This is a genomic window from Arthrobacter sp. MOO21 (assembly GCF_057369995.2).
The window spans coordinates 3943446-3968646 of sequence record NZ_CM170671.2; the positions used below are offsets into that span (position 1 = coordinate 3943446).

Consider the following 25201-nt stretch of genomic DNA (forward strand, 5'->3'; position numbering starts at 1 on the left):
CACGGGCCGGCACCTGGGCACCGGCCGGGTCAGTCGACGGACTTGCTCTGGTTGTAGCTGCCTGAACGCTCCTGGCCGCTGAGCGCGGCGATCGCATCCATGATGCGGTCGGTGACCTCCCGGCGGGCGGGCAGGGAGTGGTCCGGGCCGGTTTTGTCGAAATACAGCGGCTCCCCCACCTTCATGGTGAAGTGCTGCGGCTTGACCCCCTTTTCGCCGGCGCGCTGGAGTTTTTCCGTGCCGATCAGGCCCACCGGAATCACGGGTGCACCGGTGGTGAGGGCGAGCCAGCCGACGCCGGTCCTGCCGCGGTACAGGATGCCGTCCCGGGACCGGGTGCCTTCCGGGTAGATGCCGATGCCACGGCCTGCCTCAAGGATGTCGAGCAGCGTCTTGAGCGCCTGGACGCTGGCGGCCTGTTCACCGCGCTCCACGGGGATGGAACCCACGGATTCGAAGAAGGCCTTCATGACTTTGCCTTTGACGCCACCGGTGGTGAAATACTCCGCCTTGGCAAAGAAGGCCACCGGCCGTGGCATGAGGGCCTGCACGATGACGCTGTCAAAAAAGGACAGGTGGTTGGGGGCCACGATGAAGGGGCCGTCGGAGGGCACGTTTTCGAGCCCGACGACGGTGGGCCGGCAGGTGCCGGAGATCAGGTTGCGGGTGGTCCAGCGGACAACATCAAACATTTCCATCGTTGCTCACCCCGCTCATGGCAGCGAAGTGGATGGCCTGGAGCCGGTCGATGACCGTGAGCAGTTCCCCGGCGTTGCTGACCACGGCGAAGGATCCTGCATCCTCCAGTTCCCCGTCGGGAGCAAAGCCCCACATGACCCCGATGCAGTCCAGTCCGTTGGCAATGGCGCCGGAAACATCCTGGGCGCGGTCCCCCACCATGATGGCGTGCCGGGTGTCCAGGTCCCTGAGCGCCGCAGCGATAATCTGGGTCTTGCCCAGCGGGACGCCTTCCACGGCCGTTTCGTCGTCCGCGGAGCCGTGGATGCCGTGGAAGAATTCGTCGATTCCGTGGTGCGCCAGGACCGTACGGGCAAGCCGCTGGGGCTTCTGGGTGGCCACCGCGACAGGGCGGCCGGCGGCAGAGAAGGACTCGAGGACGTCACGGATGCCCGGGTACAGCCTGCTCTGCGCGATGCCGGTGGCCACGTAGTACTCCCGGTACAGGCGGACCACCTCTGCCAAACGGTCCGCCGGTACCTTCGCCACGTTGAGCAGCGAGTCGCTCAATTTGGGGCCGATCATCGATTCGAGCAGATCCTGGCCGGGAACCGGGAGTCCCAGTTCGCGCAGGGCCGCCGCGATACCGTCTGTAATTCCGCCGGCCGGATCGACAAGAGTGCCGTCCAGGTCAAAGATCACGGGCACTGTTGTTGAAGTCACCGGGTTAGTTTCTCATGACACCAGCAGTGCCTGAAACTCGCATTCCGCGCGGGGAATATTTCGGTCCGGATCCCGGTGCAGGTCAGCGCAGGATTTCGGCGAGGAACTTCCCGGTGTGGCTCGTGTCCGAGCTTGCCACCTGTTCCGGTGTTCCGGCCGCCACGATCTGGCCGCCACCGGAGCCGCCGTCCGGGCCGAGGTCCACGATCCAGTCCGCGCTCTTGATGACGTCCAGGTTGTGCTCGATGGTGATCACCGTGTTGCCCTTGTCCACCAACCCCTGCAGGACCATGAGCAGTTTACGGATGTCCTCGAAGTGCAGGCCGGTGGTGGGCTCGTCCAGCACGTAGATGCTGCGGCCGTTGGACCGCTTCTGCAGTTCGGCGGCCAGCTTGACGCGCTGGGCCTCACCGCCGGAAAGGGTGGTGGCGGGCTGGCCCAGCCGGACATAGCCCAGGCCCACGTCCACCAGCGTCTTCAGGTGCCGTGCGATCGGCGAGAACGCCGCGAAGAACTCGGCACCTTCCTCGATGGGCATGTTGAGGACGTCGGCAATGGTCTTGCCCTTGTAGTGCACCTCCAGCGTTTCCCGGTTGTAGCGGGCTCCGTGGCAGACTTCGCACGGCACGTACACGTCCGGCAGGAAGTTCATTTCGATCTTCAGGGTGCCGTCGCCCGAACACGCCTCGCAGCGGCCGCCCTTGACGTTGAAGGAGAACCGGCCGGGGAGGTAGCCGCGGACCTTTGCCTCGGTGGTCTCGGCGAAGAGCTTGCGGATGTTGTCGAACACACCCGTATAGGTGGCCGGGTTGGACCGCGGGGTCCGGCCGATGGGACTCTGGTCCACGTGGACCACCTTGTCCAGGTGTTCGAGTCCCTGCACCGTCTTGTGCCGGCCTGCCACCTGCTTGGCACCGTTAAGCTTGTTGGCCAGCACCTTGTAGAGGATCTCGTTGACCAGGGTGGACTTGCCGGAACCGCTGACGCCGGTGACGGCGGTGAAGAGTCCCAGCGGGAAGGCGGCATCGACGTTCAGGAGGTTGTTCTCCCGCGCGCCCACGACCTTGATTTCCCGCTTCTTGTCGTACTTGCGGCGCTTCTTGGGGACGTCGATGGCCTTGCGTCCGGACAGGTAGTCGCCGGTCAGTGATTCCCTGTTCTCCAACAGTTCCTTGTACGGGCCGGAGTGGACCACCTGGCCGCCGTGCTCGCCGGCACCCGGCCCGATGTCGACCACCCAGTCCGCGACGTGGATGGTGTCCTCGTCGTGCTCCACCACGATGAGCGTGTTGCCCATGTCGCGCAGCCGGGTGAGGGTTTCGATCAGGCGGCGGTTGTCGCGCTGGTGCAGCCCGATGGACGGCTCGTCGAGGACATAGAGCACACCTACCAGGCCGGACCCGATCTGGGTGGCCAGCCGGATGCGCTGCGCCTCGCCGCCGGACAAGGTGGCGGAGGGCCGCTCCAGGTTCAGGTATTCCAGGCCGACGTCGAGGAGGAAGGTCAGCCGCGCCTGGATCTCCTTGAGGACCTGGTGGGCGATCTGGGCTTCGCGGCCGGTCAGCACCAGGTTGTTCAGGAATTCCGCGCAGTCCCGCATAGGCAGTGCCGCGACTTCGGCGATGGACTTCCCGTTGATCAGGACCGAGAGCGACGCCGGGTTGAGCCGGGCGCCGTTGCAGGCGGGGCAGGGAACCTGCCGCATGTACTCCTCGTAGCGGTCGCGGGCCCAGTCGGAATCGGTCTCGCCGTGCTTGCGGTGGACGTATTGGATGGCGCCCTCGAAGCCTGTGCTGTACTTGCGTTCCCGGCCGAACCGGTTGCGGTACTGCACCACCACCTTGTGGTCCTTGCCGTGCAGGATGGTCTGCCGGACATCCTTGCCCAGCTTCTCCCACGGAGTGGACATGGAGAAGCCCACTTCCTTGGCAAGGCCCTCCAGCAGCCGGTTCCAGTATTCGGTGGTGGCCGTGCCCATGGACCAAGGGGCGATGGCGCCTTCGGCGAGTGAGAGCTCGGGATTGGGGACGATGAGTTCCTCGTCCACTTCAAGCCGGGTGCCGATTCCGCTGCAGGCGGCGCAGGCGCCGAAGGGGTTGTTGAAGGAGAAGGAGCGCGGCTCGATCTCGTCGATGGCGAGGGGGTGCTCGTTGGGGCAGGCAAGGTTTTCCGAGAATGCCCTGATCCGTTCCGGCGCATCCGCATCGACGTCCACGAATTCGGCCAGGACCCGGCCCTCGGCGAGGCCAAGGGCGGTTTCGATGGAGTCGGTGAGCCGCTGGCTGATGCCTTCCTTGACCACCAGGCGGTCCACCACCACCTCGATGGTGTGCTTGAACTGTTTCCCGAGCTTGGGCGGATCGCTCAGCTGGACCAGCTCGCCGTCGACCCTTGCCCGGGAGTACCCTTTGGCGCTGAGTTCCTTGAAGAGGTCCACGAACTCGCCCTTGCGTCCGCGCACCACCGGAGCGAGGACCTGGAAGCGTGTGCCCTCGTCCAGCTCCAGCAGCTGGTCAACGATCTGCTGCGGCGTCTGCTTGGACACCGGCTCGCCGCAGACGGGACAGTGCGGCCGCCCCACGCGGGCCCACAGCAGGCGCATGTAGTCGTAGATTTCGGTGATGGTGCCCACCGTTGAACGCGGGTTCTTGCTGGTGGACTTCTGGTCGATGGAGACCGCCGGGGACAGGCCTTCAATGAAGTCGACATCCGGCTTGTCCACCTGCCCCAGGAACTGCCGGGCGTAGGCGGACAGCGATTCAACGTACCGCCGCTGGCCCTCGGCGAAGATGGTGTCGAATGCCAGTGAAGACTTCCCGGACCCTGAGAGGCCCGTGAATACGATCATCGCGTCGCGCGGGAGGTCGAGGTCCACGTTGCGCAGGTTGTGCTCCCGCGCCCCCTTCACTACGAGGCGGGAAAGGTCCGGCCGGTGCGGGGCGGCGGCAGAGGGGACCGCGAAGGATGCGGAGGGGGCAGGAGTTTCTTCAGCTACGGCTTTAGGCACCCCATTATGCTAATCGAAAACTTTTTCGAACACTGACGGTTCCGCCCTCAGGGAACATCGTAGGCGGCAGCAAGGAGCTTCACCGCTTCGGCGAAGGTTGCCCCCTGCGATTTGGCGACCGCGGCGTACGCTGCCGCGGCCTCGGAGAGGCCGCCCAGCCGCTCGTCGCGGGCACACACCACCGTCCCGTTCCGGCCCCGGGTTGCCACGACGCCTGCCGCTTCAAGTTCTTTGTACGCCCGGGCCACCGTGTGCGGGGCGACGTCAAGCTGTCCGGCCAGCGCCCGCACGGCGGGAAGCCGGGTGCCGGGCGGCAGCGCCCCGTTGTCGGCAAGGTGGATGACCTGGAGCCTCAACTGGTCGAACAGGGCGACGCTGCTGGCGGGGTTGGGCCGCCAGGAGCCGGGGAAGTCGGCGGCGGGGTTCACAGGCCCGCCTCCAGGACGCCGGCCCTGCCAGGACGGGCCGAGAACTGTGCGTTGTAGAGCCGGGCGTAATAGCTGTTGGCGGCCAGGAGGCTTTCATGCGTTCCCTGCTCCACGATGCGTCCATGGTCCATGACGAGAATTAGATCAGCGTTCCTGACCGTGGACAAACGGTGGGCGATCATGAAGCTGGTGCGGCCTTCCTGCAGCCGGCGCATGGCCTGGCGGATCAGCAGCTCGGTCCTGGAGTCGACGGAGCTGGTGGCTTCATCGAGGATCAGCACGGCGCGGCCGGCCAGCTGCGCCCTGGCGATGGTGAGGAGTTGCCGCTGGCCCTGGCTGAGTGGTTCGCCCCCATTTTCCAGCACTGTCCCGTACCCGTGGGGAAGCGACCGGATGAAGCGGTCGGCATGGCTGGCTTCGGCGGCCGCCACGATGGCATGCTCGGTCGCGCCGGGGAAGCCGTAGGCAATGTTGTCCCGGATACTGCCCGCAAACAGCCACGCGTCCTGGAGGACGACGCCAAACTGTCCCCGCAGCTGGTCCCGGGGTATGGCTGCGATGTCGGTCCCGCCGATGGTGATCCGCCCTGATCCCGGCTGTAGGAAGCGCATGAGCAGGTTCACCACGGTGCTCTTGCCGGCTCCGGTGTGGCCGACGATGGCGACAGCCTGGCCGGGCTCGACGGTGAAGGTGAGGTTGCGGACGGCGGGGACCGAGCCCGGATAGCTGAACGAGACGTCCTCGAAGACGATGGGTCCGCCCACCGGCGCTCCGGAGGCGGCCTCCTCCAGCTCCGGCGGATCCTCCCGCGCGTCCAGCAGGGCGAACACCCTGGCGGCGGAGGCGGCACAGGACTGTATGACATTGAGCAGGCCGCCGATCTGCCCCACCGGCTGCGTAAACAGCCTGCTGAACTGGATGAAGGCCTGGACGCCGCCGATGGTCATGGCTCCCGCAATCACCTGGAGCGCCCCGATGACTGCCACCGCGATGTAGTTCAGGTTGGACATCAGCACCATCAGCGGCTGGACCACCCCGGCCGAGTACTGGGCGGTGCCCGCCGCCCGCGCCAGGCGCCGGTTGCTTTGGCTGAAGACCTCCGCGGCGTGGGCCTGGCGGCCGAAGGCCTTGATAACTTCATGGCCGCTGATGAACTCCTCGACGTGTGCGTTAAGTTCGCCGGTCTCCTTCCACTGCCTGGCGAAATGTTCCGCGGACCGGCCGGCCACGAGGACAGTGATCCAGGTCGAGACGGGGACGATGGCGACGGCGATGGCAGCCAGGAGCGGTGAGATCCACAGCATCATGGCCAGGGAGCCGGTCAGCATCAGGAACGCCACGATCAACTGCGTCAGGACCTGGTTCAGGGCCTGGGCGATGTTGTCGACGTCGTTCGTGGCACGGCTCAGGACGTCGCCGCGGGACCGGTCCCGGAAGTAGGTCGAGGGCAGGCGGTGGAGTTTGTCCTCCACGGAGGCCCGCAGGCCGTACATGAGCCCCTGCACAGCACGGGCCGTCAGCGCTCCCTGCACCCAGTTAAAGAAGGAAGCGAAGATGTACATCACCGCCACGGCTGCGAGCAGGATTCCAAGCCGTTGGTCCAGCGTGCCCTGGAGGACGCCGTCCACCACGACGTCGGTAGCGTCGCCCAGGTACTTCGGTGCGGCCACGTTGAGGCCGGCAAAGGCGCACGTGGCTCCGACGGCTCCCACCATCTGGGCCCGAAAAGGGCGCAGCAGGCCCAGCAGCCTGCGCGCCGTGGGCCAGAACCTTCCCGGCGCTGCTCCCCCGGCTGCCTCCGGAGCCGTCACAGGGGGCCCTGCAGGGCAAGCTGTGATTCGGCGATTTCCCGGTAGGTGGCGGACGCCGCCAACAGGTCCTGGTGCGTTCCCTGCCCCACAAGGCGGCCGTCGTCGAGCACCAGGATGAGGTCTGCCCCCTCCACGGCGGAAATGCGTTCCGCCACGATAATCACCGTGGCGCCGCCGAGCCGTTGGCCCAGGGCGGACCTGAGCCGGGTATCGGTGTCGTAATCGAGCGCCGACAAACTGTCGTCAAAGAGGTAGAGGGGAGCATCGCGGAGCAGTGCCCGGGCGATGCACAGCCTTTGGCGTTGCCCTCCGGACAGGCTTGCTCCGCCCTGTCCTACCGGGGTGGCGAGCCCGAGCGGCAGGTCGCGCATGAACCGCATGGTCTGCGCCGTCTCCAAAGCAGCCCACAGCTCCCCGTCCGACGCGTCGGGCGCCGCCATCCGCAGATTTTCCGCAATTGTGCCGGTGAAGAGGTGGGACTGCTGGGGCACGATGGCCATGGATTCCCGGAGATGGTCCAGGGGCAGGTCGCGGATGTCCCTGCCGGCGAGGGTGATGCGCCCTTCGGTGGGGTCCAGGAACCTCGGGATCAGGTTCAGCAGCGTTGTCTTCCCGCTGCCGGTGGCACCCACGATCGCGGTGGTGGTACCCGGTGCAGCCGTGAAGCTGATGTCCGCGAGGACAGGCGCCTCAGCCCCCGGGTAGGAAAAACCGACCGCCTGGAATTCCACCCCTGCGGACTGCGCTGCGGGAGCACCCCGTGGCGTTGCCTGCGCCGCAGCGCCCGTGGCTGCAGTGTCCCTGGCCGCAGTGTCCCGGACCGACGGCTCCGTATCCAGGACCGCCTGGATGCGTTCGGCACAGACGGCGGCACGCGGTGCAGTCATCAGGACGTACATGGCCATCATGATGGCCAGCAGGATCTGCATGATGTAGGCGATGAAGGCCGTCAGCGCCCCCAGGTTCATCTGGCCCGCCTGGATGCGGTGGCCGCCGAACCAGACGATGGCCACGGAACTGATGTTGACCACCAGCATGATCATCGGCAGCATCGCTGCCACCAGCAGCGCGGACTGCAGGTTGTTCGCCGTCAGCCCCGCATTGGTCCGGGCGAAACGCCGCACTTCGTGCTCCTGGCGGACAAAGGCGCGGATGACATCCACACCAATGATCTGCTCGCGGAGGATTCCGCCAGCGCGGTCGAGCAGGTCCTGGCCCTGCCGGTACAGCGGGATCAGGCGGCGGACAATCAGGTACATGATGAGCAGGAGCAGGGGCACGATGACGATAACGACGACGGACAGTGCCACGTCCTGCTGCAGGGCAAGGATGACTCCGCCCACGCCCATGGCGGGGCCGGCTACCAGCATGGTGAAGACCAGCACGGCGAACGCCTGGACCTGCTGGGCGTCGTTGGTGGCACGGGTGGTCAGGCTTTGGGTCCCGAAAAGGGCCACGTCCTGCGAGGACAGCGACTGGACCTTGGTAAAGATGTCGGCCCTAAGGCGGCGCCCGATCCGCATGGCGAGCAGCGCGCCGAGGTAGCCAGCGGCGATCGCCGAGGCAGCCTGCACGGCCGCAATGACGGCCATGAGCGCGCCGAGCCGCGTGATGACTTCGGTATCGCCGGCCACGATGCCGTCGTCGATGATTGCTGCGTTCACCGTGGGCAGCAGGAGGTTCGCCGCCGCCTGGACCAGCTGCAGAAGAGCGATGGCACCGACACGTGGCCCCTGGCCGTCCAGCAGCCGCCTCATCAGTCCGACCAGCAAAATATCCCCCGTATATGCAGTAGCCGACGGAAGGGCCGGCGGCTGCTCGACCCTAAAGCTCTGGCGTCATTGTAAGCCAGATCACTTTCCGCTGCTGTCACAGCCTGTGACTGTGTTGGAAAAGCAGCCGAGGGAGCCGTCAGCGATTCTTCCGGCCCACGGCGAAGATGCGGCGGAAGGGAAAGACCGTGCCATGCGGACCGGATGGATAAGCCTCCCGGAGGGCGGCCGCATACTCGCTTTCGAACGCTGCGCCGTCATCGGCCGGAAGAGCGGCCAAAACGGGCCGCAGTGCGGTGCCCCGGACCCATTCCAGCACCGGGTCCGGACCCGGCAGGACCTGCTGGTAGCTGGTCTCCCACGCATCCGCCGCGAACCCGGCGTCGAGCAGGATCCCAAGGTACCCGGCCGGGCTCACCCACCGATTCCCCGCCCCGCAGTACACCGCGCAGCTTCGCGGCCCACCGGTCCGAGGACGCCAACTGCCGCATCAGGGCATGCGAGGGGGCGTTGAAGTTGCCGGGAACCTGCAGGGCGAACCACGCACCGGGCCGAAGCGCGGCCAGCCACGCCCGCATCAGCTCCTGATGGCGGGGAACCCACTGCAGCGCCGCGTTGCTGACCACAACATCCGTCTCCGGCGAGGGCATCCACCCGGCGATATCAGCAAGCTCGAAACGCAGGGACGGAATATCCTCCGCCACCCCCGCCGCCCTTGCCAACATATCGGCCGATGAATCCAGTCCCACCACCTCGGCGCCGGGCCAGCGGCGGGCCAGCGTTGCCGTCAGGTTGCCCGGCCCGCAGCCCAGGTCAACCACCAGGCCCGGCTTCTGCGCACCGATCCGGCCGGTGAGGTCGAAGAAGGGCCGGTCCCGGTAGTCGCCGAACTGCACATACTTTGCGGGGTCCCATTTCATCAGTTTCTCCACATTCCGGCGGGTTTCCAGGTACTGCCGTAGCCTAACCCGGCCGGTCCGGAATGCCCGGCACCGGGGCACTAAGCTGGAAAGCAATGAAACTCGTTGACCAGCTGACTGATCTGCCCGCCCGGAACGTTCCCGCCGCCGTCGACCCCGACGACCTCTACACCCGGTTCCTGGAGTGGACGGAAAGCCGGGGGCTGTCACTGTACCCGGCCCAGGACGAGGCCATCATGGAGCTGGCAACGGGCGCCAACGTCATCCTGGCCACGCCCACCGGGTCGGGAAAATCGCTCGTGGCCATCGCCGCGCACTTCCAGGCCATGGCTCAGGGCCGCCGCAGCTACTACACCGCCCCGATCAAAGCCCTGGTATCGGAAAAGTTCTTCGCCCTGTGCGATATCTTCGGCGCGGACAACGTCGGGATGATCACGGGCGATTCCGGGGTCAACCAGGATGCACCCATCATCTGCTGCACCGCCGAAATCCTGGCGAACATCGCCCTCCGCGAGGGGTCCGCCGCGGAGCTTGGCGCGGTCATCATGGACGAGTTCCATTTCTACTCGGATCCACAGCGCGGCTGGGCGTGGCAGGTCCCCCTGCTGGAGCTTCCCCAGGCACAGTTCCTGCTGATGTCCGCCACCCTGGGCGACGTGGCCCGGTTCGAAGAGGGGCTCACGGCGCTCACTGGCCGTCCCACCACCACCGTCAGTTCCGCTGAGCGGCCCATTCCGCTGCACTATTACTACCACCAGACTCCCGTGCACGAGACGCTCGAGGAACTGCTGTCCACCCGGCAGGTGCCCGTTTACGTGGTGCACTTCAGCCAGATCGAAGCGATCGACCGCGCGCAGAACCTGATGAGCATCAACATGTGCACCCGGGAAGAAAAGGACCGGATTGCCGAGCTGATTGCCAACTTCCGGTTTGCAGCCGGCTTCGGCAAGACGCTCAACAGGCTGGTGCGGCACGGGATCGGCGTCCACCACGCAGGCATGCTGCCCAAGTACCGCCGGCTTGTGGAGCAGCTGGCGCAGGCGGGCCTGTTGAAGGTCATCTGCGGCACCGACACGCTGGGCGTGGGCATCAACGTGCCCATCCGGACGGTGCTGCTCACGGCGTTGAGCAAGTACGACGGCGTACGCACCCGGCTGCTGAACTCCCGGGAGTTCCACCAGATTGCCGGCCGGGCGGGACGTGCAGGCTACGACACCGCCGGGACCGTAGTGGTACAGGCGCCCGAGCACGTGATCGAGAACGTCAAGGCGATGGCCAAGGCCACCGCCAAGTTCGGCGACGACCAGAAGAAGTTGCGCCAGGTGGTGAAGAAGAAGCCGCCGGAAGGTTTCGTGTCCTGGGGCGAGCCGACGTTCAAGCGGCTGGTGGAGTCGGTGCCGGACCCGCTGACCTCCAGCTTCACCGTGACGCACGCCATGCTGATGAACCTGATGGAGCGCCCCGGCGACCCGTTCGCGGCCGCCCGCCGCCTGCTGACCGAGAACCACGAGCCGCGCCCTTCGCAGCTCCGCCTGATGAAGAAGGCGCTGGGCATCTACCGGGAGCTGCTGGCCGCGGAGGTCATCGAGCGGATACCGGCCGGCGAACAGGGTGCCGACGGCCGCACGGTCCGGCTCACCGTCCACCTGCAGCCGAACTTCGCCCTGAACCAGCCGCTCTCCCCCTTCGCACTTGCCGCACTGGAGCTCCTTGACCCGGAGTCGCCGTCGTACGCCCTGGACGTAGTGTCCGTGATCGAGTCGACGCTGGAAAAGCCGCGGCAGATCCTCTCCGCCCAGCAGAAGAAGGCACGCGGTGAAGCGGTGGCCGCGATGAAGGCTGACGGGATCGATTACGACCAGCGGATGGCCATGCTGGACGAGGTGACCTACCCGCAGCCGCTGGCGGAGATGCTGGGTGAAGCGTTCGAGGTGTACCGGAAGGCTGCCCCGTGGGTGGGCGACTTCGAGCTGGCCCCGAAGTCGGTGGTCCGCGACATGTACGAACGGGCCATGAACTTTGGCGAGTTCGTCCAGTTCTACGGGCTGGCGCGGTCGGAGGGCATCGTGCTGCGGTACCTCGCCGACGCCTTCAAGGCCCTGCGGCAGACCGTGCCGCAGGACATGCTCCGGGAGGACCTCGCTGACCTGACAGCGTGGCTCGGCGAGCTGGTGCGCCAGGTGGATTCCAGCCTCCTGGACGAGTGGGAGGAACTGGCCTCCGGGGCGGCACCCACCCCGCACGACGCACCGCCGCCTCCCCCGCCGTCGCTCACCTCCAACATCCGGGCATTCCGGGTGATGGTGCGCAACGAGATGTTCCGCCGCGTGGAATTGTTCGCCGACGAGGACGCCACGGCGCTGGGAGAGCTCGACGGCGGCTCGGGCTGGGATGCGGACCGTTGGGAAGATGTGCTGGACGACTACTTCGACGAGCACGACGACATCGGAACCGGTCCGGATGCACGCGGACCGGGCCTGCTGATCATCACCGAAGAAGGCGGCACCTGGAAGGTACGGCAGATCTTCGACGACCCGGCCGCGAACCACGACTGGGGCATCTCGGCGGAGGTGGACCTCGCGGAGTCCGACGCCACCGGAACCGCCGTGGTGCGGGTGACGGACGTGAACCGGCTCTGACCCGGCGCCGGCGGTAAGCTCGGACAATGAGTGTAATCCGCCCCGCAACCCGGCAGGACGTCCCCGCCATCCTCCGGATGATCCACGAACTGGCCCATTACGAAAAGGAACCCGACGCCGTCCGGAACACCCCCGGGATGCTGGAACAGGTGCTGTTCGGCGACAACCCGCGCGTGTTCGCGGCCATGGCGGAAAACGCCGCAGGCGAAGTCCAGGGCTTTGCGCTGTGGTTCCTGAACTACTCCACGTGGGAAGGTGTGCACGGCATCTACCTCGAGGACCTCTACGTCAGCCCGGAGGCCCGCGGCGAGGGGCACGGCAAGGCCCTGCTGCAGCACCTCGCCGGAATCGCCGTGGCCAACGGCTACGCACGGGTGGAGTGGAGTGTCCTGGACTGGAACGAACCATCCATCAACTTCTACCGCCGCCTTGGCGCGCGCCCCATGGACGGCTGGTCCACCTTCCGCCTCACAGGGGACGCGCTGGAGCAGTTTGGCGGCACCGTAACCGCAGCTGCCCGTGGCTAGGGCGGGGCTGCCCGCACTCCTCCCCGCGGCAGGGCATGAGGTCAGGGCAAGGCACGAGTTCCGGGGAATGCGGACGGTGGAACACTACTTCACCGTTCCCCTGGACCATTGGGCGCCCCGGGACGGTTCCGCGGAGACCATTACCGTCTTCGCCCGCGAGTACGTCTCCGTGAACCACAGCGAGGAGGCCGCGGAGCGGCTGCCCTGGCTCCTCTTCCTGCAGGGTGGACCCGGTGGCCGGGGGAACAGGTGGGGTTCCCTGGGCGGCTGGAGCAAGGCCGCGGCGCAGGACTTCCGCATCCTGATGCTGGACCAGCGCGGTACCGGCCTTTCCACGCCGGTTGACCGCAACACCCTCCCCCGGCGGGGATCCGCAGCCGACCAGGCCGGCTACCTGGAACACTTCCGGGCGGATTCGATCGTGGCGGACGCCGAGCTGATCCGTGCGGCACTCGGGTCGCCGGCATGGACCATCTACGGCCAGAGCTACGGTGGCTTCTGCGCGCTGACATACCTTTCCTTCGCTCCGGAGGGCGTCCGCGAGGCGTTGATCACCGGCGGCCTGGCGCCGCTCACCGGCACGCCGGACCGTGTTTACCGGGCCACGTTCCAGCGGGTGGCCGCCCGGAATGCCGAGTATTTCGGCTGGTATCCGGAGGACCGGAAAGCCGTTGAACGGATTGCCGAGCATGTGCGCTCCACCGCCGAGGTCCTGCCCGACGGCTCACCCCTGACCGTGGAGCGGTTCCAGATGGTGGGGGCCTTCCTGGGCGGCAACACCCGGGTGGACAGCCTCCACAACCTCCTGGAGGATGCCTTCGTGGAGACCGCCACCGGCCCCCGGCTTTCGGACCCGTTCCTGGAGCAGCTGCAGGGCGTCGTCTCGCGGCGCTCCAATCCCCTCTACGCCCTGATGCATGAATCCATCTACGGGCAGGGAGCGGCCACCGGCTGGTCCGCGTGGCGCGTACTGCTGGAATACCCGGAGTTCCGCCCCGACGCCGATCCCCTGCTGCTCACCGGCGAGATGGTCTACCCGTGGTACTTCGAGCAGGACCCGGCCCTTCAGCCGTTGCGTGAAGCGGCCGGGCTCCTCGCTGCGAAGGACGACTGGAAGCCGCTCTATGACCCGCAACGGCTGGCAGCCAACGGCGTTCCGGTGGCCGCAGCGGTCTACACGGACGACATCTACGTTGACCGGGACCTTTCCCTGGAGACGGCCTCGGCTGTCCGCGGACTGCAGGTCTGGGAAACCGCCGACTTCCACCACGATGGCATCGCCGACGACGGCGAGCGGATTTTCGCCCGCCTGCTGGGAATGGCGAGGTCAGGCAGCCGCTGACCGGCGGCGTGCCGTTCGCGTCACGAACGCCGCTGCCAGCACGGCGCTGCCGATGGTTCCGCCGAGCAGGTTCAGGCCCAGGTAACCGATCCACCCCAGGACGAGTCCGGAAACGGCGCCGCCAATGGCCCCTGCCGCGCCCATCAGCATGTCGGACACACCCTGCACGGCCACCCGGGCTTCCTGTCCCACGCTTTCGGCCAGCAGGGTGGAGCCCGAGATGGTGGCAGCGGACCAGCCCATGCCGAGCAGCACCAGGCCGACGGCCACTGCGGGGGTTGCGCCCTGCCCGAACCCGGCGACTGCTGCCGCAAGGACCAGTACCGCGAACCCGATCATGATTGTCTCGATCTTGCCGGCCCTGTCGGTCAGCCACCCCATGGCCGGGGACAGGGCGAACATCCCCGCGATATGCAGGGAGATGGTGAAGCCGATGATGACCAGGACATCCCCGGCGGCGGAGTGGGCGGCATGGGAAGCTCCGGGGCCTTCCACCAGGTGCTGCAGGTGCAGCGGCGTCATGGACATCACCCCGACCATCACGGCATGGGCTGCGACCACGGCAGTCACGGCCAGCAGTGCGGTCCGCGAATCCCTGATGGCGTGCAGGCCGCGGACCAGCGACCCAGCGGTCCCCGGCGTGCCCGGGACGCCTTTCAGGGCGGCTGGACTTCCCGGCGCTTGGACGCCCTGGGGCGCGGCACCCCTGGCGGCGAGCTCGCGCGCCAGCAGGAGCGGGTCCGGGCGAAGGCCGGCAAACAGGAGCACGGTGGCCACCACAAGTCCGGCCGCCGCAATGACGAACGGACCCGCCACAGGGGGCAGTCCCAGGGCCGTTCCCACAGCAGCGCCGGGCTGGATCAGGTTGGGGCCCGCCACGGCGCCCACGGTCATCGCCCAGACGACGGCGGACAGTGCCCGGCCCCGATGCTCGGCAACAGCGAGGTCGACGGCGGCAAAGCGTGCCTGCAGGCTGGCGGCGGTGCCGATGCCGATGCCTGCCGCGCCCAGGAGCAGCAGGATGAAGAGCCCGGACACCACAGCGAGCACCATGAGCACGGTCCCCGCCAGCGCGGCCGAGAGCCCTGCCACCTGGCCGGTGCGGCGACCGCGGCGGTCGGCAAGTGCGGCCAACGGCAACGCGGCTGCGGCAGCTCCCAGCGTCATCACCGTGGCTACCGCACCGGCCCACGCCGTTGAGCCGGAAAGCTCAACGGCAAGGATGGACCCGATCGACACGGTTGCTCCCGTTCCGATGCCGCCAAACACCTGGGCCGCGCCTAGGAGCACCACAGTGCGCCGCTGCACTTGGCGCACGCCCTGTTCCTTTGCAAGTGTGCGGGCCATGGGATGAGCGTAGTCCTCTCCGGCCACCACCAGAAGAGGGTCTTTAAACAGGAAATCCCGGCCGCGCGCGGCCGGGATTTCCTTGACTGCACGGGGTGCCTGCGCCGTCAGTCCACGTCGCTGTGGCTCTTCCGGGCGTCTTCCTCGAGGCGGGGATCGATCTTCGCAACCTGGGCCTTGGAGCTGACCAGGCTCGCGATCACGGCGATGATGATGGTGCCAACGATGACCGCGAGGGACACGAACGTGGGAATCTCGGGCGCCCATTCGATGTGCTTGCCGCCGTTGATGAACGGCAGTTCGTTAACGTGCATGGCGTGCAGGACCAGCTTGACGCCGATGAAGGCGAGGATGAAGGACAACGCGTGCTTCAGGTAGATGAGCCGGTTCATCAGGCCGCCCAGCAGGAAGTACAGCTGGCGCAGGCCCATCAGGGCGAACAGGTTGGCGGTGAAGACGATGAACGGGCTTTGGGTGAGGCCGAAGATGGCGGGAATCGAGTCCACCGCGAAGAGCAGGTCCGTGAGGCCGATGGTGATGAAGACGATCACCATCGGGGTGAACACCTTCTTGCCGTTTACCGTGGTGCGGAGCTTTCCGCCGTCGAACTTCTCCGACATGGGGATGACCTTGCGGATCCTGGCGATCAGCGGGTTCTCCCGGTCCTCTTCCTCTTCGCCTTCGTCCTGGGCCTGCTTCCAGGCGGTCCACAGCAGGAAGGCGCCGAAGATGTAGAAGACCCAGCTGAACTGTTCAATGACCATGGCGCCGAGCAGGATGAAGATGCCGCGCAGGACCAGCGCGATGATGATGCCCACCATCAGTACTTCCTGCTGGTATTTCCGGGGTACGGAGAACCTGGCCATGATGATGATGAAGACGAACAGGTTGTCGATGCTGAGGCTGTATTCGGTCACCCAGCCTGCCACGAACTGGCCGCCGAACTCCGGGCCGGTGAAAGCGAACATTGCGCCGGCGAACACCAGGGCCAGGGAGACGTAGAACGCCACCCACAGGCCGGCTTCCTTCATGGAGGGTTCGTGCGGGCGCCGGACCACCAGGAGGAGATCGGTCAGAAGGATCAGGCCGAGGACGACAAATGAGCCGACCTCGAACCATACGGGCAAATCGAGCACAGGTAAGCCTTTCGCAGGGTACACAGAAGCGGTGTAAGTCTCTCCGGCCTGCCTGTGCACTTGGTGCTGATGTGGCGGCCCGCTACGCCCGGCGGGGCAGCTGTGCCCTGCGTGTTGACGATCGTAGCGCTTGGGATACTCCCCTACGTGCCTTTAACTGTACCCCAGGCGGCAGCCGCCCCGCGCCCTAGGCGTGGCCCGCCGCCTGCATCTGGCGCAGTTCCTTCTTCAGTTCGCTGACCTCGTCACGGATGCGCGCCGCCACCTCGAACTGGAGCTCGGCCGCGGCGCCGTGCATCTGCTCGGTGAGTTGTTCGATCAGGCCCACCAGATCTTCGGCCGGCGCGGCCGCCAGGCCATCCGAACGGACCTTCGCCGCGCCCTTCTTGGCCCCGGCTTTGTTGGCCCCCGTGATGCCACGCTTGCCCTTGCCGTAATCGAAGCTGCCCAGCAGCGCATCCGTATCGGCGTCTTCCTTGGCCAGCTGGTCGGTGATGTCGGCGATCTTCTTCCGCAGCGGCTGCGGGTCCACGCCATGTTCCTTGTTGTAGGCCACCTGGATGGCGCGGCGGCGGTTGGTCTCATCAATGGCGTTGGCCATGGAGTCGGTGATGCGGTCCGCGTACATGTGCACCTCGCCGGACACGTTGCGGGCGGCACGGCCGATGGTCTGGATCAGCGAGGTGGAGGAGCGCAGGAAGCCTTCCTTGTCCGCGTCCAGGATGCTGACCAGGGACACCTCTGGAAGGTCGAGGCCCTCACGGAGGAGGTTGATGCCCACCAGGACGTCGAACGATCCCAAACGCAGTTCACGCAGGAGCTCCACGCGCCGCAGGGTATCGACGTCGGAGTGCAGGTATTCGACTTTCACACCGTGGCCCAGCAGGTAGTCGGTGAGGTCCTCCGCCATGCGCTTGGTCAGCGTGGTCACCAGGACGCGCTCATCCTTCTCCACCCGGGTCTTGATTTCGCCCAGGAGGTCATCGATCTGCCCCTTCGTGGGCTTGACCACCACCTCGGGATCCACCAGGCCGGTGGGGCGGATGATCTGCTGGACGAAGCCGTCCGCTTTGCCCAGCTCATACTTGCCCGGGGTGGCGGAGAGGTAGACGGTCTGGCCCACGCGTTCCAGGAACTCGTCCCACTTCAGCGGCCGGTTGTCCATGGCGGACGGCAACCGGAACCCGAAGTCCACCAGGTTCCGTTTGCGGGACATGTCTCCTTCGTACATGGCCCCGATCTGGGGAATGGTCACGTGGGACTCATCCACCACCAGCAGGAAGTCGTCCGGGAAGTAGTCGAGCAGGCAGTGCGGCGCGGTACCGGGCCCGCGGCCGTCGATGTGCGCTGAGTAGTTCTCGATGCCGTTGCAGAAACCCATCTGCTGCATCATTTCGAGGTCGTACGTGGTGCGCATCCGCAGCCGCTGGGCTTCGACGAGCTTGTTCTGGCTTTCCAGCACCTTGAGCCGGTCCGCCAGTTCATCCTCAATCCGCTTGATGGCCCGCGCCATCCGTTCCGGACCGGCCACATAGTGGGAAGCCGGGAAGACGTACATCTCTTCCTCGTCGCGGATGACCTCGCCGGTGAGCGGGTGGAGCGTGTGGATGCTCTCGATCTCGTCGCCGAAGAACTCGATCCGAATGGCCAGTTCCTCGTACATGGGAATGATCTCCACGGTGTCGCCGCGGACCCGGAACGTTCCCCGGTGGAAGTCCATGTCGTTGCGGGAGTACTGCATGGAGACGAACTTGCGGAGGAGGTCGTCCCGGTTCATCTCGGCGCCACGGCGGAGGGTAACCATGCCGGAAATGTATTCCTCAGGCGTGCCCAGGCCGTAGATGCAGGACACGGTGGCCACCACGATCACATCGCGGCGGGTCAGCAGCGCGTTGGTGGCGGAGTGGCGGAGCCGTTCCACTTCCTCGTTGATGGAGGAATCCTTCTCGATGAAGGTGTCCGTCTGCGCCACGTAGGCTTCGGGCTGGTAGTAGTCGTAGTAGGAAACGAAGTACTCCACCGCGTTGTTGGGCAGCAGTTCGCGGAACTCATTGGCGAGCTGGGCCGCGAGGGTCTTGTTCTGCACCATCACCAGGGTGGGTCGCTGCACCTGTTCAATGAGCCAGGCGGTGGTGGCGCTCTTACCGGTACCCGTGGCGCCAAGCAGGACCACGTCCTTCTCGCCGTTGTTGATCCGCTCCGTCAGCTCCGCGATGGCGGCAGGCTGGTCTCCCGCAGGTTTGAACTCGCTGATGACTTCGAAGGGCGCTACAACACGGTTGATTTCCTGCGCAAGGCTCATGAATCTAATCTACAACCGGGCGCCGACACTGGACGGTCCAGTCCGTTACGGGCGAACATGCAGCAGGTGCGCCGCAGGTTCAGGACGCGTACGACGGCGGGGCCCACCCGGTTGCCTCGGCCCAGGCACACATCCGGGGCCAGGCGGCCTCGGTGAACCAGGGTTCCTTGGCTTCAGCGTAGGCCCCGGTTCCGGCCCGGCCGGCAAAACGTTCCGCGAGGGCCGCTTTGTGCGCCTGGTAGTCACTGCGGGCAGTGGGCTCGTTCCGCAGCCAGTCCCGGAACATCAGGGCGTAGCGCCACCCGGGCGAGCCGGCAACGCGGACGTGGAGGTTCACCGGGCGTCCCGGGTCGGCGTTGGCGTGGAACCGTTTCTGCCATTGGCCAGGGTCCGGCTCGCCCGGTTTCGGAGTATCAGCTTCCACGCCCGGGACAGCCGGAAAACCGGCCGCGGCCAGGAGCGGCGTGATGCGGGTGGCGGTTTCGAGGTCCGGCACGGCCACCTGGAGGTCGATCACGTCCTTGGCTGCCAGCCCGGGCACGGAGGTGGAGCCAATATGGTCCACCGCAAGGACGAGCCCTGGGGCCGCGGCCATGATCCGTGCCGCGATCCTGGCCGCCTGCCCCGCCCACTCCTCCCGGTGTGGCTGCTGGACCGGGCCGGCGTCCCGTGGTGCGCGGCGGCCCGCAGCCAGGTTGCGGGCGAAGGGCACCAGCCTGTCATCCCAGAGCCTGTCCACCTGGCCCAGCAGGTGCTCCACGCTGCCCGAGTTGTCCAGGATGACGTCGGCGGCGGCCAGCCGGACATCGCGGGCGGCCTGCGCAGCCATCCGGGCGCGCGCGGCATCCCCGGTCATGCCGCGCAGTTCCTGCATGCGCTGCAGCCGCACCTCGTCCGGGGCATCGACCACCAGGACCAGGTGGAAGGCGCTCCCCTGCCCTGTCTCAACCAGCAGGGGGATGTCCTGGACCACCACCGCATCGTCGGGCGCGGCTTCTGTGATGGCAGCGGCGCGGGCACGCACCAGCGGATGGATGATGGCGTTCAGCGCCGCGAGCCGCTCCGGGTTGCCGAACACCGCCTCGCCGAGCCGCGCGCGGTCAAGCCGCCCGCCGCCGTCGAGCATCTCCTTGCCAAACTCCTCCGCCACTCGGGCCAGGCCTTCGGTCCCCGGCTCCACCACTTCCCTCGCCAGCGCATCCGCATCCACCAGGACCGCGCCGCGCTCCTGCAGGCGCGCAGCCACCAGCGATTTCCCGGACGCGATGCCGCCCGTCAACCCAATCTTCAGCACCCTCCCACCCTAGGGCACGCCTCAAGGGTCACCGGTGGCCCCTTGGCCCCCCTCATGCGCTAACGCGGTGTGCTCGGCACGGCTTCTGATTCCCTGGAGCATCCGCCGGGACATGATGAAGCTTGCCACCTCCACGGCTTCAACCATCCACGCTGTCCACCACCGACGGTAGGCATACCGCTCCCGTACCAGCAGCCGGGCGCTGCCGTCGGCCTGCGGCTGCAGGACGAACGCCCATGAGAAGTCGAACGGCCCGGGAGGCGAATCGGGTGGCACGCGCAGGACCAGCGCCCTGCCTTGGTCCACCAAACCCACTTCCAGGTCTGCGGACGCAGCCGGTGCCAGGTGGAAACGGTCGCCCGCCTTAAGGTCCTGCCACTCGGGGTGGATACGGTCCGCGCTGTGGATGTCCAGGCCGGCGAGGTTTTCCAGGAAGTCGTAGCTGTACAGCCCGCCGCGGCGCTGACCCATCTGGGCCAGCCAGGGCCAGACCGCCGACGCCGGGGCATTGATGGAGATTGCGCGTGTTGCCTGCAGGTCCGCGGCGGGCAGGAAGTCATCCCCTGGCAGGGGACCGTTAAATTCGGCATCGGAGGCACCCCACCGCAAGGAGAACCGCCGGAAGAAGAAACCCGCCGCCGCCAGGGCAGCGACCACCACGGGCCCGGGAAGCCGATTTCCATCCAGTGACGACGACATGAATCAATTCTCCGGACAGCGTCCCTTCCCTGTCATGGGACCTAAGCCCTGGTGCCAGTGCGGACGCTGCGCCGGATTCCGAAGCCAAAAGAGTCGGTACGCCCGCACTAGACTGGGCCGGGTGCACGAACAGGAGAGCAGGGCCACGGCCTATACGACGCTGGCCGCCGGTCCGGATTTCCGCCACGAACTCGAGATCAAACGGTCCAGGTTCATCACGGTCCTTCGCCGGGCAGCCACCGAGGACCAGGCCCGGGACCTCGTGGCAGGCCTCCGCCGCGAGTTCCATGACGCCCGGCACCACTGCTCGGCGTTCATCATCGGCCCGGACCGGGGCATCCAGCGCTCCAGCGATGACGGCGAACCCTCCGGAACCGCCGGGATCCCCATGCTGGAGGCCCTGGCCAAAAGGGAAACGGCGCCCGGGGTGGCCGACCTCAGCGATGTCAGTGCAGTCGTCGTGCGTTACTTCGGCGGCATCCTGCTCGGCGCCGGCGGGCTGGTCCGGGCGTACTCCGAATCCGTGTCCTCCGCGCTGTCACTGGCGCCCCTGGTGCGCCGCAGCAGGCTGCGCGTCTGCGCCGTGGACGTGCCGCACGCCGCGGCGGGACGGCTGGAAAACGACCTGCGTGCCGCCGGTTTCACCATGGCACCGACAAGCTATGGGGCCCAGGGCACTGTCCTGCGTGTCGCCGTGGCGGATGAAGCCGGCGCCATTGCGGCTGCCGCCGAACGCGTCCAGGTGCTCACCGCCGGGAGTGCCTCGCTGACGCCCGAAGGAACGGAGTGGATAGATGAGCCCCTCGTCCAGGGTGTCCCTGGTGGACGTTGACGACGCCACCGCGGAGCAGCTGCTCGAGCTGGCCAAGCGTGACGCCTCCCCTGACGAGGTGGCTCCCCCGCTCGGCGGCCCCGGCTGGAACCCGGAGCGGACCGCTTGGTTCTTCGGCTACCACCGGGCCGCTGCCGGGGGACTCGACGGCCCGGCCGGCGAAAAGTCGTGGGCCGTGCTCAGTGACGGGGGCGTGGCCGGCTTCGTCCGGCTCAAGCGCGATGCCTCCGGCACGCACACTGCGGAGACCGGCATCTGGCTTGGCCGCAGCTTCCGCTCCCGCGGCATCGGTGGCGCGGCCCTGGGCCTGCTCCTGGCAGAGGCCCGCCGCGCCGGAATGCAGCGGGTCACCGCCCGTACCCTCGCGGCGAATACCAGTGCCCAGCGGCTTCTGGCGGCAGCCGGGGCTGTACTTACGCCGGACGATGACGGAACGGTCCTCGCCGTCGTCGAGCTCTAGCACCGCCGGGCCTTAACCCACTCGAGCTCCAACCCGGGAAACCGGAAAGCGTGACTTTTGCGCTGCCTGAAAGCCGCCGGGCCCGGGAATCCGCGGCACCCGTTGGCCCGCGACCCGCATGAGTTACGCATTTTCGTCGCTGGGAAGACCCCTGTTAAAGCACCAGACCCCCTGCCGGTCAGGCAGGGGGTCTGGTGTTGAACCCGGAAGATCCGGGCCGGTGGCAATTAGTTGCCGGTCAGCTTCTCGCGGAGAGCAGCAAGTGCCTCGTCCGAAGCCAGGGTGCCGGCACCGGTGTCGGTGGCAGCAGGCTCGGAGGAGTAGCTGGTGGTGCCGGAGTCGCCCTCACCGGACGTCGCCGCAGCGGCGTCGTCGGCAGCGTGCTGGGCAACCTGCTTCTTGTGTGCTTCCCAACGTGCCTGGGCGTCAGCGTACTGCTGCTCCCATGCGGCGCGCTGTGCTTCGTAGCCCTCGAGCCATTCGTTGGACTCGGGGTCGAAGCCCTCGGGGTACTTGTAGTTGCCCTCTTCGTCGTACTCTGCGGCCATGCCGTACAGGGCGGGATCGAATTCGGTGCTGTCGGCGTCGACACCCTCGTTGGCCTGCTTGAGGGACAGCGAGATGCGGCGGCGCTCGAGGTCGATGTCGATGACCTTGACGAACAGTTCGTCGCCAACGGAGACAACCTGCTCAGCCAGCTCAACGTGGCGCACGGCGAGCTCGGAGATGTGGACCAGGCCTTCGATGCCGTCTTCGACGCGGACGAACGCACCGAACGGAACGAGCTTGGTGACCTTACCCGGAACAACCTGGCCGAGGGCGTGGGTGCGGGCGAAGGTCTGCCACGGGTCTTCCTGCGTAGCCTTGAGCGACAGGGAGACGCGCTCGCGGTCCAGGTCGACCTCGAGGACCTCGACGGTGACTTCCTGGCCAACCTCGACAACCTCGGACGGGTGGTCGATGTGCTTCCAGGACAGCTCGGAAACGTGAACCAGGCCGTCTACGCCGCCCAGGTCCACGAAGGCACCGAAGTTGACGATGGAGGAAACAACGCCGGGACGGACCTGGCCCTTTTCCAGCTTGTTGAGGAAGGTGGAGCGGACCTCGGACTGGGTCTGCTCGAGCCATGCACGGCGGGACAGCACAACGTTGTTGCGGTTCTTGTCCAGTTCGATGATCTTGGCTTCGATCTGCTGGCCGATGTACGGAGCCAGGTCGCGCACGCGGCGCATCTCGACCAGGGATGCGGGCAGGAAGCCGCGCAGGCCGATGTCGAGGATAAGACCACCCTTGACGACCTCGATGACGGTACCGGTGACAACACCGTCTTCTTCCTTGACCTTCTCGATGTCGCCCCAGGCACGCTCGTACTGAGCGCGCTTCTTGGAGAGGATCAGGCGGCCTTCTTTGTCTTCCTTGGTGAGCACCAGGGCTTCGACCTGATCGCCAACGGAGACAACGTCTCCGGGATCAACGTCGTGCTTGATGGAAAGCTCGCGGGAGGGGATGACACCTTCGGTCTTGTAACCGATGTCGAGCAGGACTTCATCGCGGTCGACCTTGACGACGGTACCTTCGACGAGGTCTCCGTCGTTGAAGTACTTGATGGTCGCGTCGACTGCTGCGAGGAAGTCCTCAGCGGTACCGATGTCGTTGATGGCGACCTGCGGGGTACCGGGCTTCTCGGTGGAGGTGATGGTCATGTAGTAGGGGCTCCGTTGTGGATAGTTAGTCGGTCAGGCAAACCGGCGCGCCCGCGTCATGGAACGCAGGCGCGATGTACGGTGAATCCGAACGGATCCGCCGGGTCATCCTGATTTTGTGGATTGCTGTTACAGATACTGCAGAACGTGCACGTGGTACACGCCCGTTTATTCTAGTCGCAGCCGCCAACACGGGTCAAAAGCGGTGCTGAGCCCGTCGCCTAGAAGTGGGTGAGGCAGTGCGTCGCCCGCTCCACCGCGAACATCTGCCGGGCGTTGAGGGCAGCCCCGGGCCTTGCCTCGCTGATCGTGCCGGCCGCCTTCAGGGTCACGGGACAGACGCCGCCCAGGTAGATGGAGGAGAGGGCGGAGACGTCCAGTACCAGGTCCGCCGCCGTGCCGTCGGCAACGCGTTCGACGGCGGCCTGCCCGCCCTGGACGTCCAGCGCAAACGTCCCTGGCGTGAGGCCGAGCGGGTCCCGGACATCAAGGACCAGCCGGCCATCTGCCGGATAGTGCCGGGCAGCGAGAGCCCCGGGGGCGTCGAGGATCCGGAGCCAGAGCATGTCGCGGCTGTCCGACGCTTCGATGCAGCGGGCGTCCGTGAGCGCCCAACCGAGGGGATCGTCCACGGGCGCCTCGTTCCAGGTGACGCGCTCCACGAGGTCGATGGCGGCCAGGTACTGCCAGAGCTCCAGGTACGCGTGGTCCGTTCCGGCGACGAGGTCCACCACCTCGATGGTGGCCGGGTCGGTGTCCCAGCCGAGGAACTTGTAGGAAACGTAGCCGTCGATTCCGCCATCCGGGCCATAGTGCAGTGCCACCTTGACGGCGGGATCTTCCTTCCCGTCCCGGGCGAGCGACCCCGACGCCAGCTGCCGGTACCATTCCTGCCGGTCAACGGACCCGGGCGTGTGGCGGTGGACCCGGCCGAAGACTGCGGGCGCCACCTCGAGCAGGACTTTCGGGTCCGCCACCTCGACAGTGCCGATGGCCTGGTGCTGCAGGTTAAAGCGCGCCGTGGTGTCTACCTTGACGGAGCGCTCAAGGCTGGCCACGCCGTAGCCGAAGCGCCCGTAGATGCTTCCTTCGGATGCGGTGAGCGCCGCCACGGCGATGCCGTCCTCCTTCGCGAGCTGGAGGTCTTCGGTCATCATGCGGCGGAGCAGGCCGCGCCTGCGGTGGGACGTGCGGACCGTCACCGCAGTGACCAGCTGGGCCTCAATCATCCGGCCGAAGCCGATGTTCAGGCTCTTCCGCATGGTGCCGAAGGTGGCGACGGGTACGTCGGCCGGCAGGGACGATGCCGCCACAGGTCCGGTCTGGTACGCGCCGGTGAAGATCCGGCCGTCCGCCTCGTAGGTGGCGAGGGACCGCTCCACATGGTCGGGTGTGCGGGTTGCTTCATGGAAACCGAAGCCCACGGCCCGGGCCCAGGTTTCGGCCTCCGCGTAACCGTCCTTGTCTTTGGACACGGCGGGAAAGCGCCGGATTTCGTAGTTTCCGCTCAGATCACCCATTTGTCCGAGCCTAGTAACGAATCCGGCGCCTGACCAGCAAAAACGCGTCCGGGGCTGGCTT

18 protein-coding genes and 1 pseudogene are annotated in these 25201 nt (G+C 66.7%); 5 read left to right on the forward strand and 14 right to left on the reverse strand.

The window, feature by feature from the left end; translation table 11 throughout:
* Positions 1 to 29 precede the first annotated feature (29 nt).
* The 7 genes and pseudogenes from AC2JAJ_RS18380 to AC2JAJ_RS18410 form a co-directional block, all read right to left on the reverse strand.
* Positions 30 to 698 carry a lysophospholipid acyltransferase family protein gene (locus tag AC2JAJ_RS18380; RefSeq protein WP_221385648.1) on the reverse strand — a complete coding sequence of 223 codons (669 nt, stop codon included), beginning with the start codon at positions 696 to 698 and terminating at the stop codon, positions 30 to 32.
* Positions 685 to 1401 carry an HAD hydrolase-like protein gene (locus tag AC2JAJ_RS18385; RefSeq protein ID WP_486414940.1) on the reverse strand — a complete coding sequence of 239 codons (717 nt, stop codon included), beginning with the start codon at positions 1399 to 1401 and terminating at the stop codon, positions 685 to 687. The genes AC2JAJ_RS18380 and AC2JAJ_RS18385 overlap by 14 nt, the downstream gene beginning before the upstream one ends.
* 82 nt (positions 1402 to 1483) lie before the next feature.
* Positions 1484 to 4408 carry an excinuclease ABC subunit UvrA gene (gene uvrA, locus AC2JAJ_RS18390; RefSeq protein WP_221385650.1) on the reverse strand — a complete coding sequence of 975 codons (2925 nt, stop codon included), beginning with the start codon at positions 4406 to 4408 and terminating at the stop codon, positions 1484 to 1486.
* A gap of 47 nt (positions 4409 to 4455) precedes the next feature.
* Entirely contained in the window at positions 4456 to 4836 is a 381-nt protein-coding gene (locus AC2JAJ_RS18395; RefSeq protein WP_486414939.1) for a GntR family transcriptional regulator, read from the reverse strand.
* Complete coding sequence (locus AC2JAJ_RS18400; RefSeq protein WP_486416771.1) at positions 4833 to 6551, reverse strand: ABC transporter ATP-binding protein; 1719 nt, start codon at positions 6549 to 6551, stop codon at positions 4833 to 4835. Before AC2JAJ_RS18400 ends, AC2JAJ_RS18395 begins: the two co-directional genes overlap by 4 nt.
* Before the next feature lie 92 nt (positions 6552 to 6643).
* A complete protein-coding gene (locus tag AC2JAJ_RS18405; RefSeq protein ID WP_486414938.1) occupies positions 6644 to 8404 on the reverse strand; it encodes an ABC transporter ATP-binding protein in 1761 nt (586 codons plus the stop codon).
* Between the two features lie 154 nt (positions 8405 to 8558).
* Positions 8559 to 9339, reverse strand: a pseudogene (locus AC2JAJ_RS18410) (trans-aconitate 2-methyltransferase).
* Between the two features lie 95 nt (positions 9340 to 9434).
* On the opposite strand from AC2JAJ_RS18410, the gene AC2JAJ_RS18415 reads away from it, so the two are divergent.
* The 3 genes from AC2JAJ_RS18415 to AC2JAJ_RS18425 all read left to right on the forward strand — a co-directional run bounded on the left by AC2JAJ_RS18415 (position 9435) and on the right by AC2JAJ_RS18425 (position 13847).
* A complete protein-coding gene (locus AC2JAJ_RS18415) occupies positions 9435 to 11978 on the forward strand; it encodes a DEAD/DEAH box helicase (protein WP_486414937.1) in 2544 nt (847 codons plus the stop codon).
* A gap of 26 nt (positions 11979 to 12004) precedes the next feature.
* Entirely contained in the window at positions 12005 to 12505 is a 501-nt protein-coding gene (locus AC2JAJ_RS18420) for a GNAT family N-acetyltransferase (protein WP_486414936.1), read from the forward strand.
* Positions 12506 to 12572: 67 nt separating this feature from the next.
* Positions 12573 to 13847 carry an alpha/beta fold hydrolase gene (locus AC2JAJ_RS18425; RefSeq protein WP_486414935.1) on the forward strand — a complete coding sequence of 425 codons (1275 nt, stop codon included), beginning with the start codon at positions 12573 to 12575 and terminating at the stop codon, positions 13845 to 13847.
* Here AC2JAJ_RS18425 and AC2JAJ_RS18430 read toward each other — a convergent pair.
* The 5 genes from AC2JAJ_RS18430 to AC2JAJ_RS18450 all read right to left on the reverse strand — a co-directional run bounded on the left by AC2JAJ_RS18430 (position 13833) and on the right by AC2JAJ_RS18450 (position 20625).
* Positions 13833 to 15194, reverse strand: coding sequence for an MFS transporter (locus tag AC2JAJ_RS18430; RefSeq protein ID WP_501053237.1), 1362 nt, complete (start codon positions 15192 to 15194; stop codon positions 13833 to 13835). The two genes, AC2JAJ_RS18425 and AC2JAJ_RS18430, sit on opposite strands and share 15 nt — an antisense overlap.
* 107 nt (positions 15195 to 15301) lie before the next feature.
* A complete protein-coding gene (locus tag AC2JAJ_RS18435; RefSeq protein ID WP_473697322.1) occupies positions 15302 to 16330 on the reverse strand; it encodes a TerC family protein in 1029 nt (342 codons plus the stop codon).
* 187 nt (positions 16331 to 16517) lie between these two features.
* Complete coding sequence (gene uvrB, locus AC2JAJ_RS18440; RefSeq protein ID WP_221385659.1) at positions 16518 to 18632, reverse strand: excinuclease ABC subunit UvrB; 2115 nt, start codon at positions 18630 to 18632, stop codon at positions 16518 to 16520.
* Positions 18633 to 18711: 79 nt separating this feature from the next.
* The gene (coaE, locus tag AC2JAJ_RS18445) at positions 18712 to 19926 is read right to left on the reverse strand and encodes a dephospho-CoA kinase (RefSeq protein ID WP_486414934.1); all 1215 of its coding nucleotides are present in this window, start codon (positions 19924 to 19926) and stop codon (positions 18712 to 18714) included.
* Between the two features lie 21 nt (positions 19927 to 19947).
* Positions 19948 to 20625, reverse strand: coding sequence for an SRPBCC family protein (locus AC2JAJ_RS18450; protein WP_486414933.1), 678 nt, complete (start codon positions 20623 to 20625; stop codon positions 19948 to 19950).
* A 121-nt stretch (positions 20626 to 20746) separates the two neighbouring features.
* On the opposite strand from AC2JAJ_RS18450, the gene AC2JAJ_RS18455 reads away from it, so the two are divergent.
* Both AC2JAJ_RS18455 and AC2JAJ_RS18460 read left to right on the forward strand, forming a co-directional pair.
* Positions 20747 to 21457, forward strand: a complete 711-nt coding sequence (locus AC2JAJ_RS18455) for an IMPACT family protein (protein ID WP_486414932.1) — start codon at positions 20747 to 20749, stop codon at positions 21455 to 21457.
* Positions 21420 to 21917: a GNAT family N-acetyltransferase gene (locus AC2JAJ_RS18460; protein WP_501053238.1), complete on the forward strand. Its 498-nt coding sequence runs from the start codon at positions 21420 to 21422 to the stop codon at positions 21915 to 21917. The genes AC2JAJ_RS18455 and AC2JAJ_RS18460 overlap by 38 nt, the downstream gene beginning before the upstream one ends.
* Before the next feature lie 227 nt (positions 21918 to 22144).
* Here the strand turns inward: AC2JAJ_RS18460 and rpsA are convergent, their stop codons facing one another.
* Positions 22145 to 23620 (reverse strand): 30S ribosomal protein S1, encoded by a 1476-nt coding sequence (gene rpsA, locus AC2JAJ_RS18465; RefSeq protein ID WP_221385664.1) that lies wholly within the window; start codon positions 23618 to 23620, stop codon positions 22145 to 22147.
* 221 nt (positions 23621 to 23841) lie between these two features.
* Positions 23842 to 25140: a GNAT family N-acetyltransferase gene (locus tag AC2JAJ_RS18470; protein WP_501053239.1), complete on the reverse strand. Its 1299-nt coding sequence runs from the start codon at positions 25138 to 25140 to the stop codon at positions 23842 to 23844.
* Between the last annotated feature and the right edge of the window lie 61 nt (positions 25141 to 25201).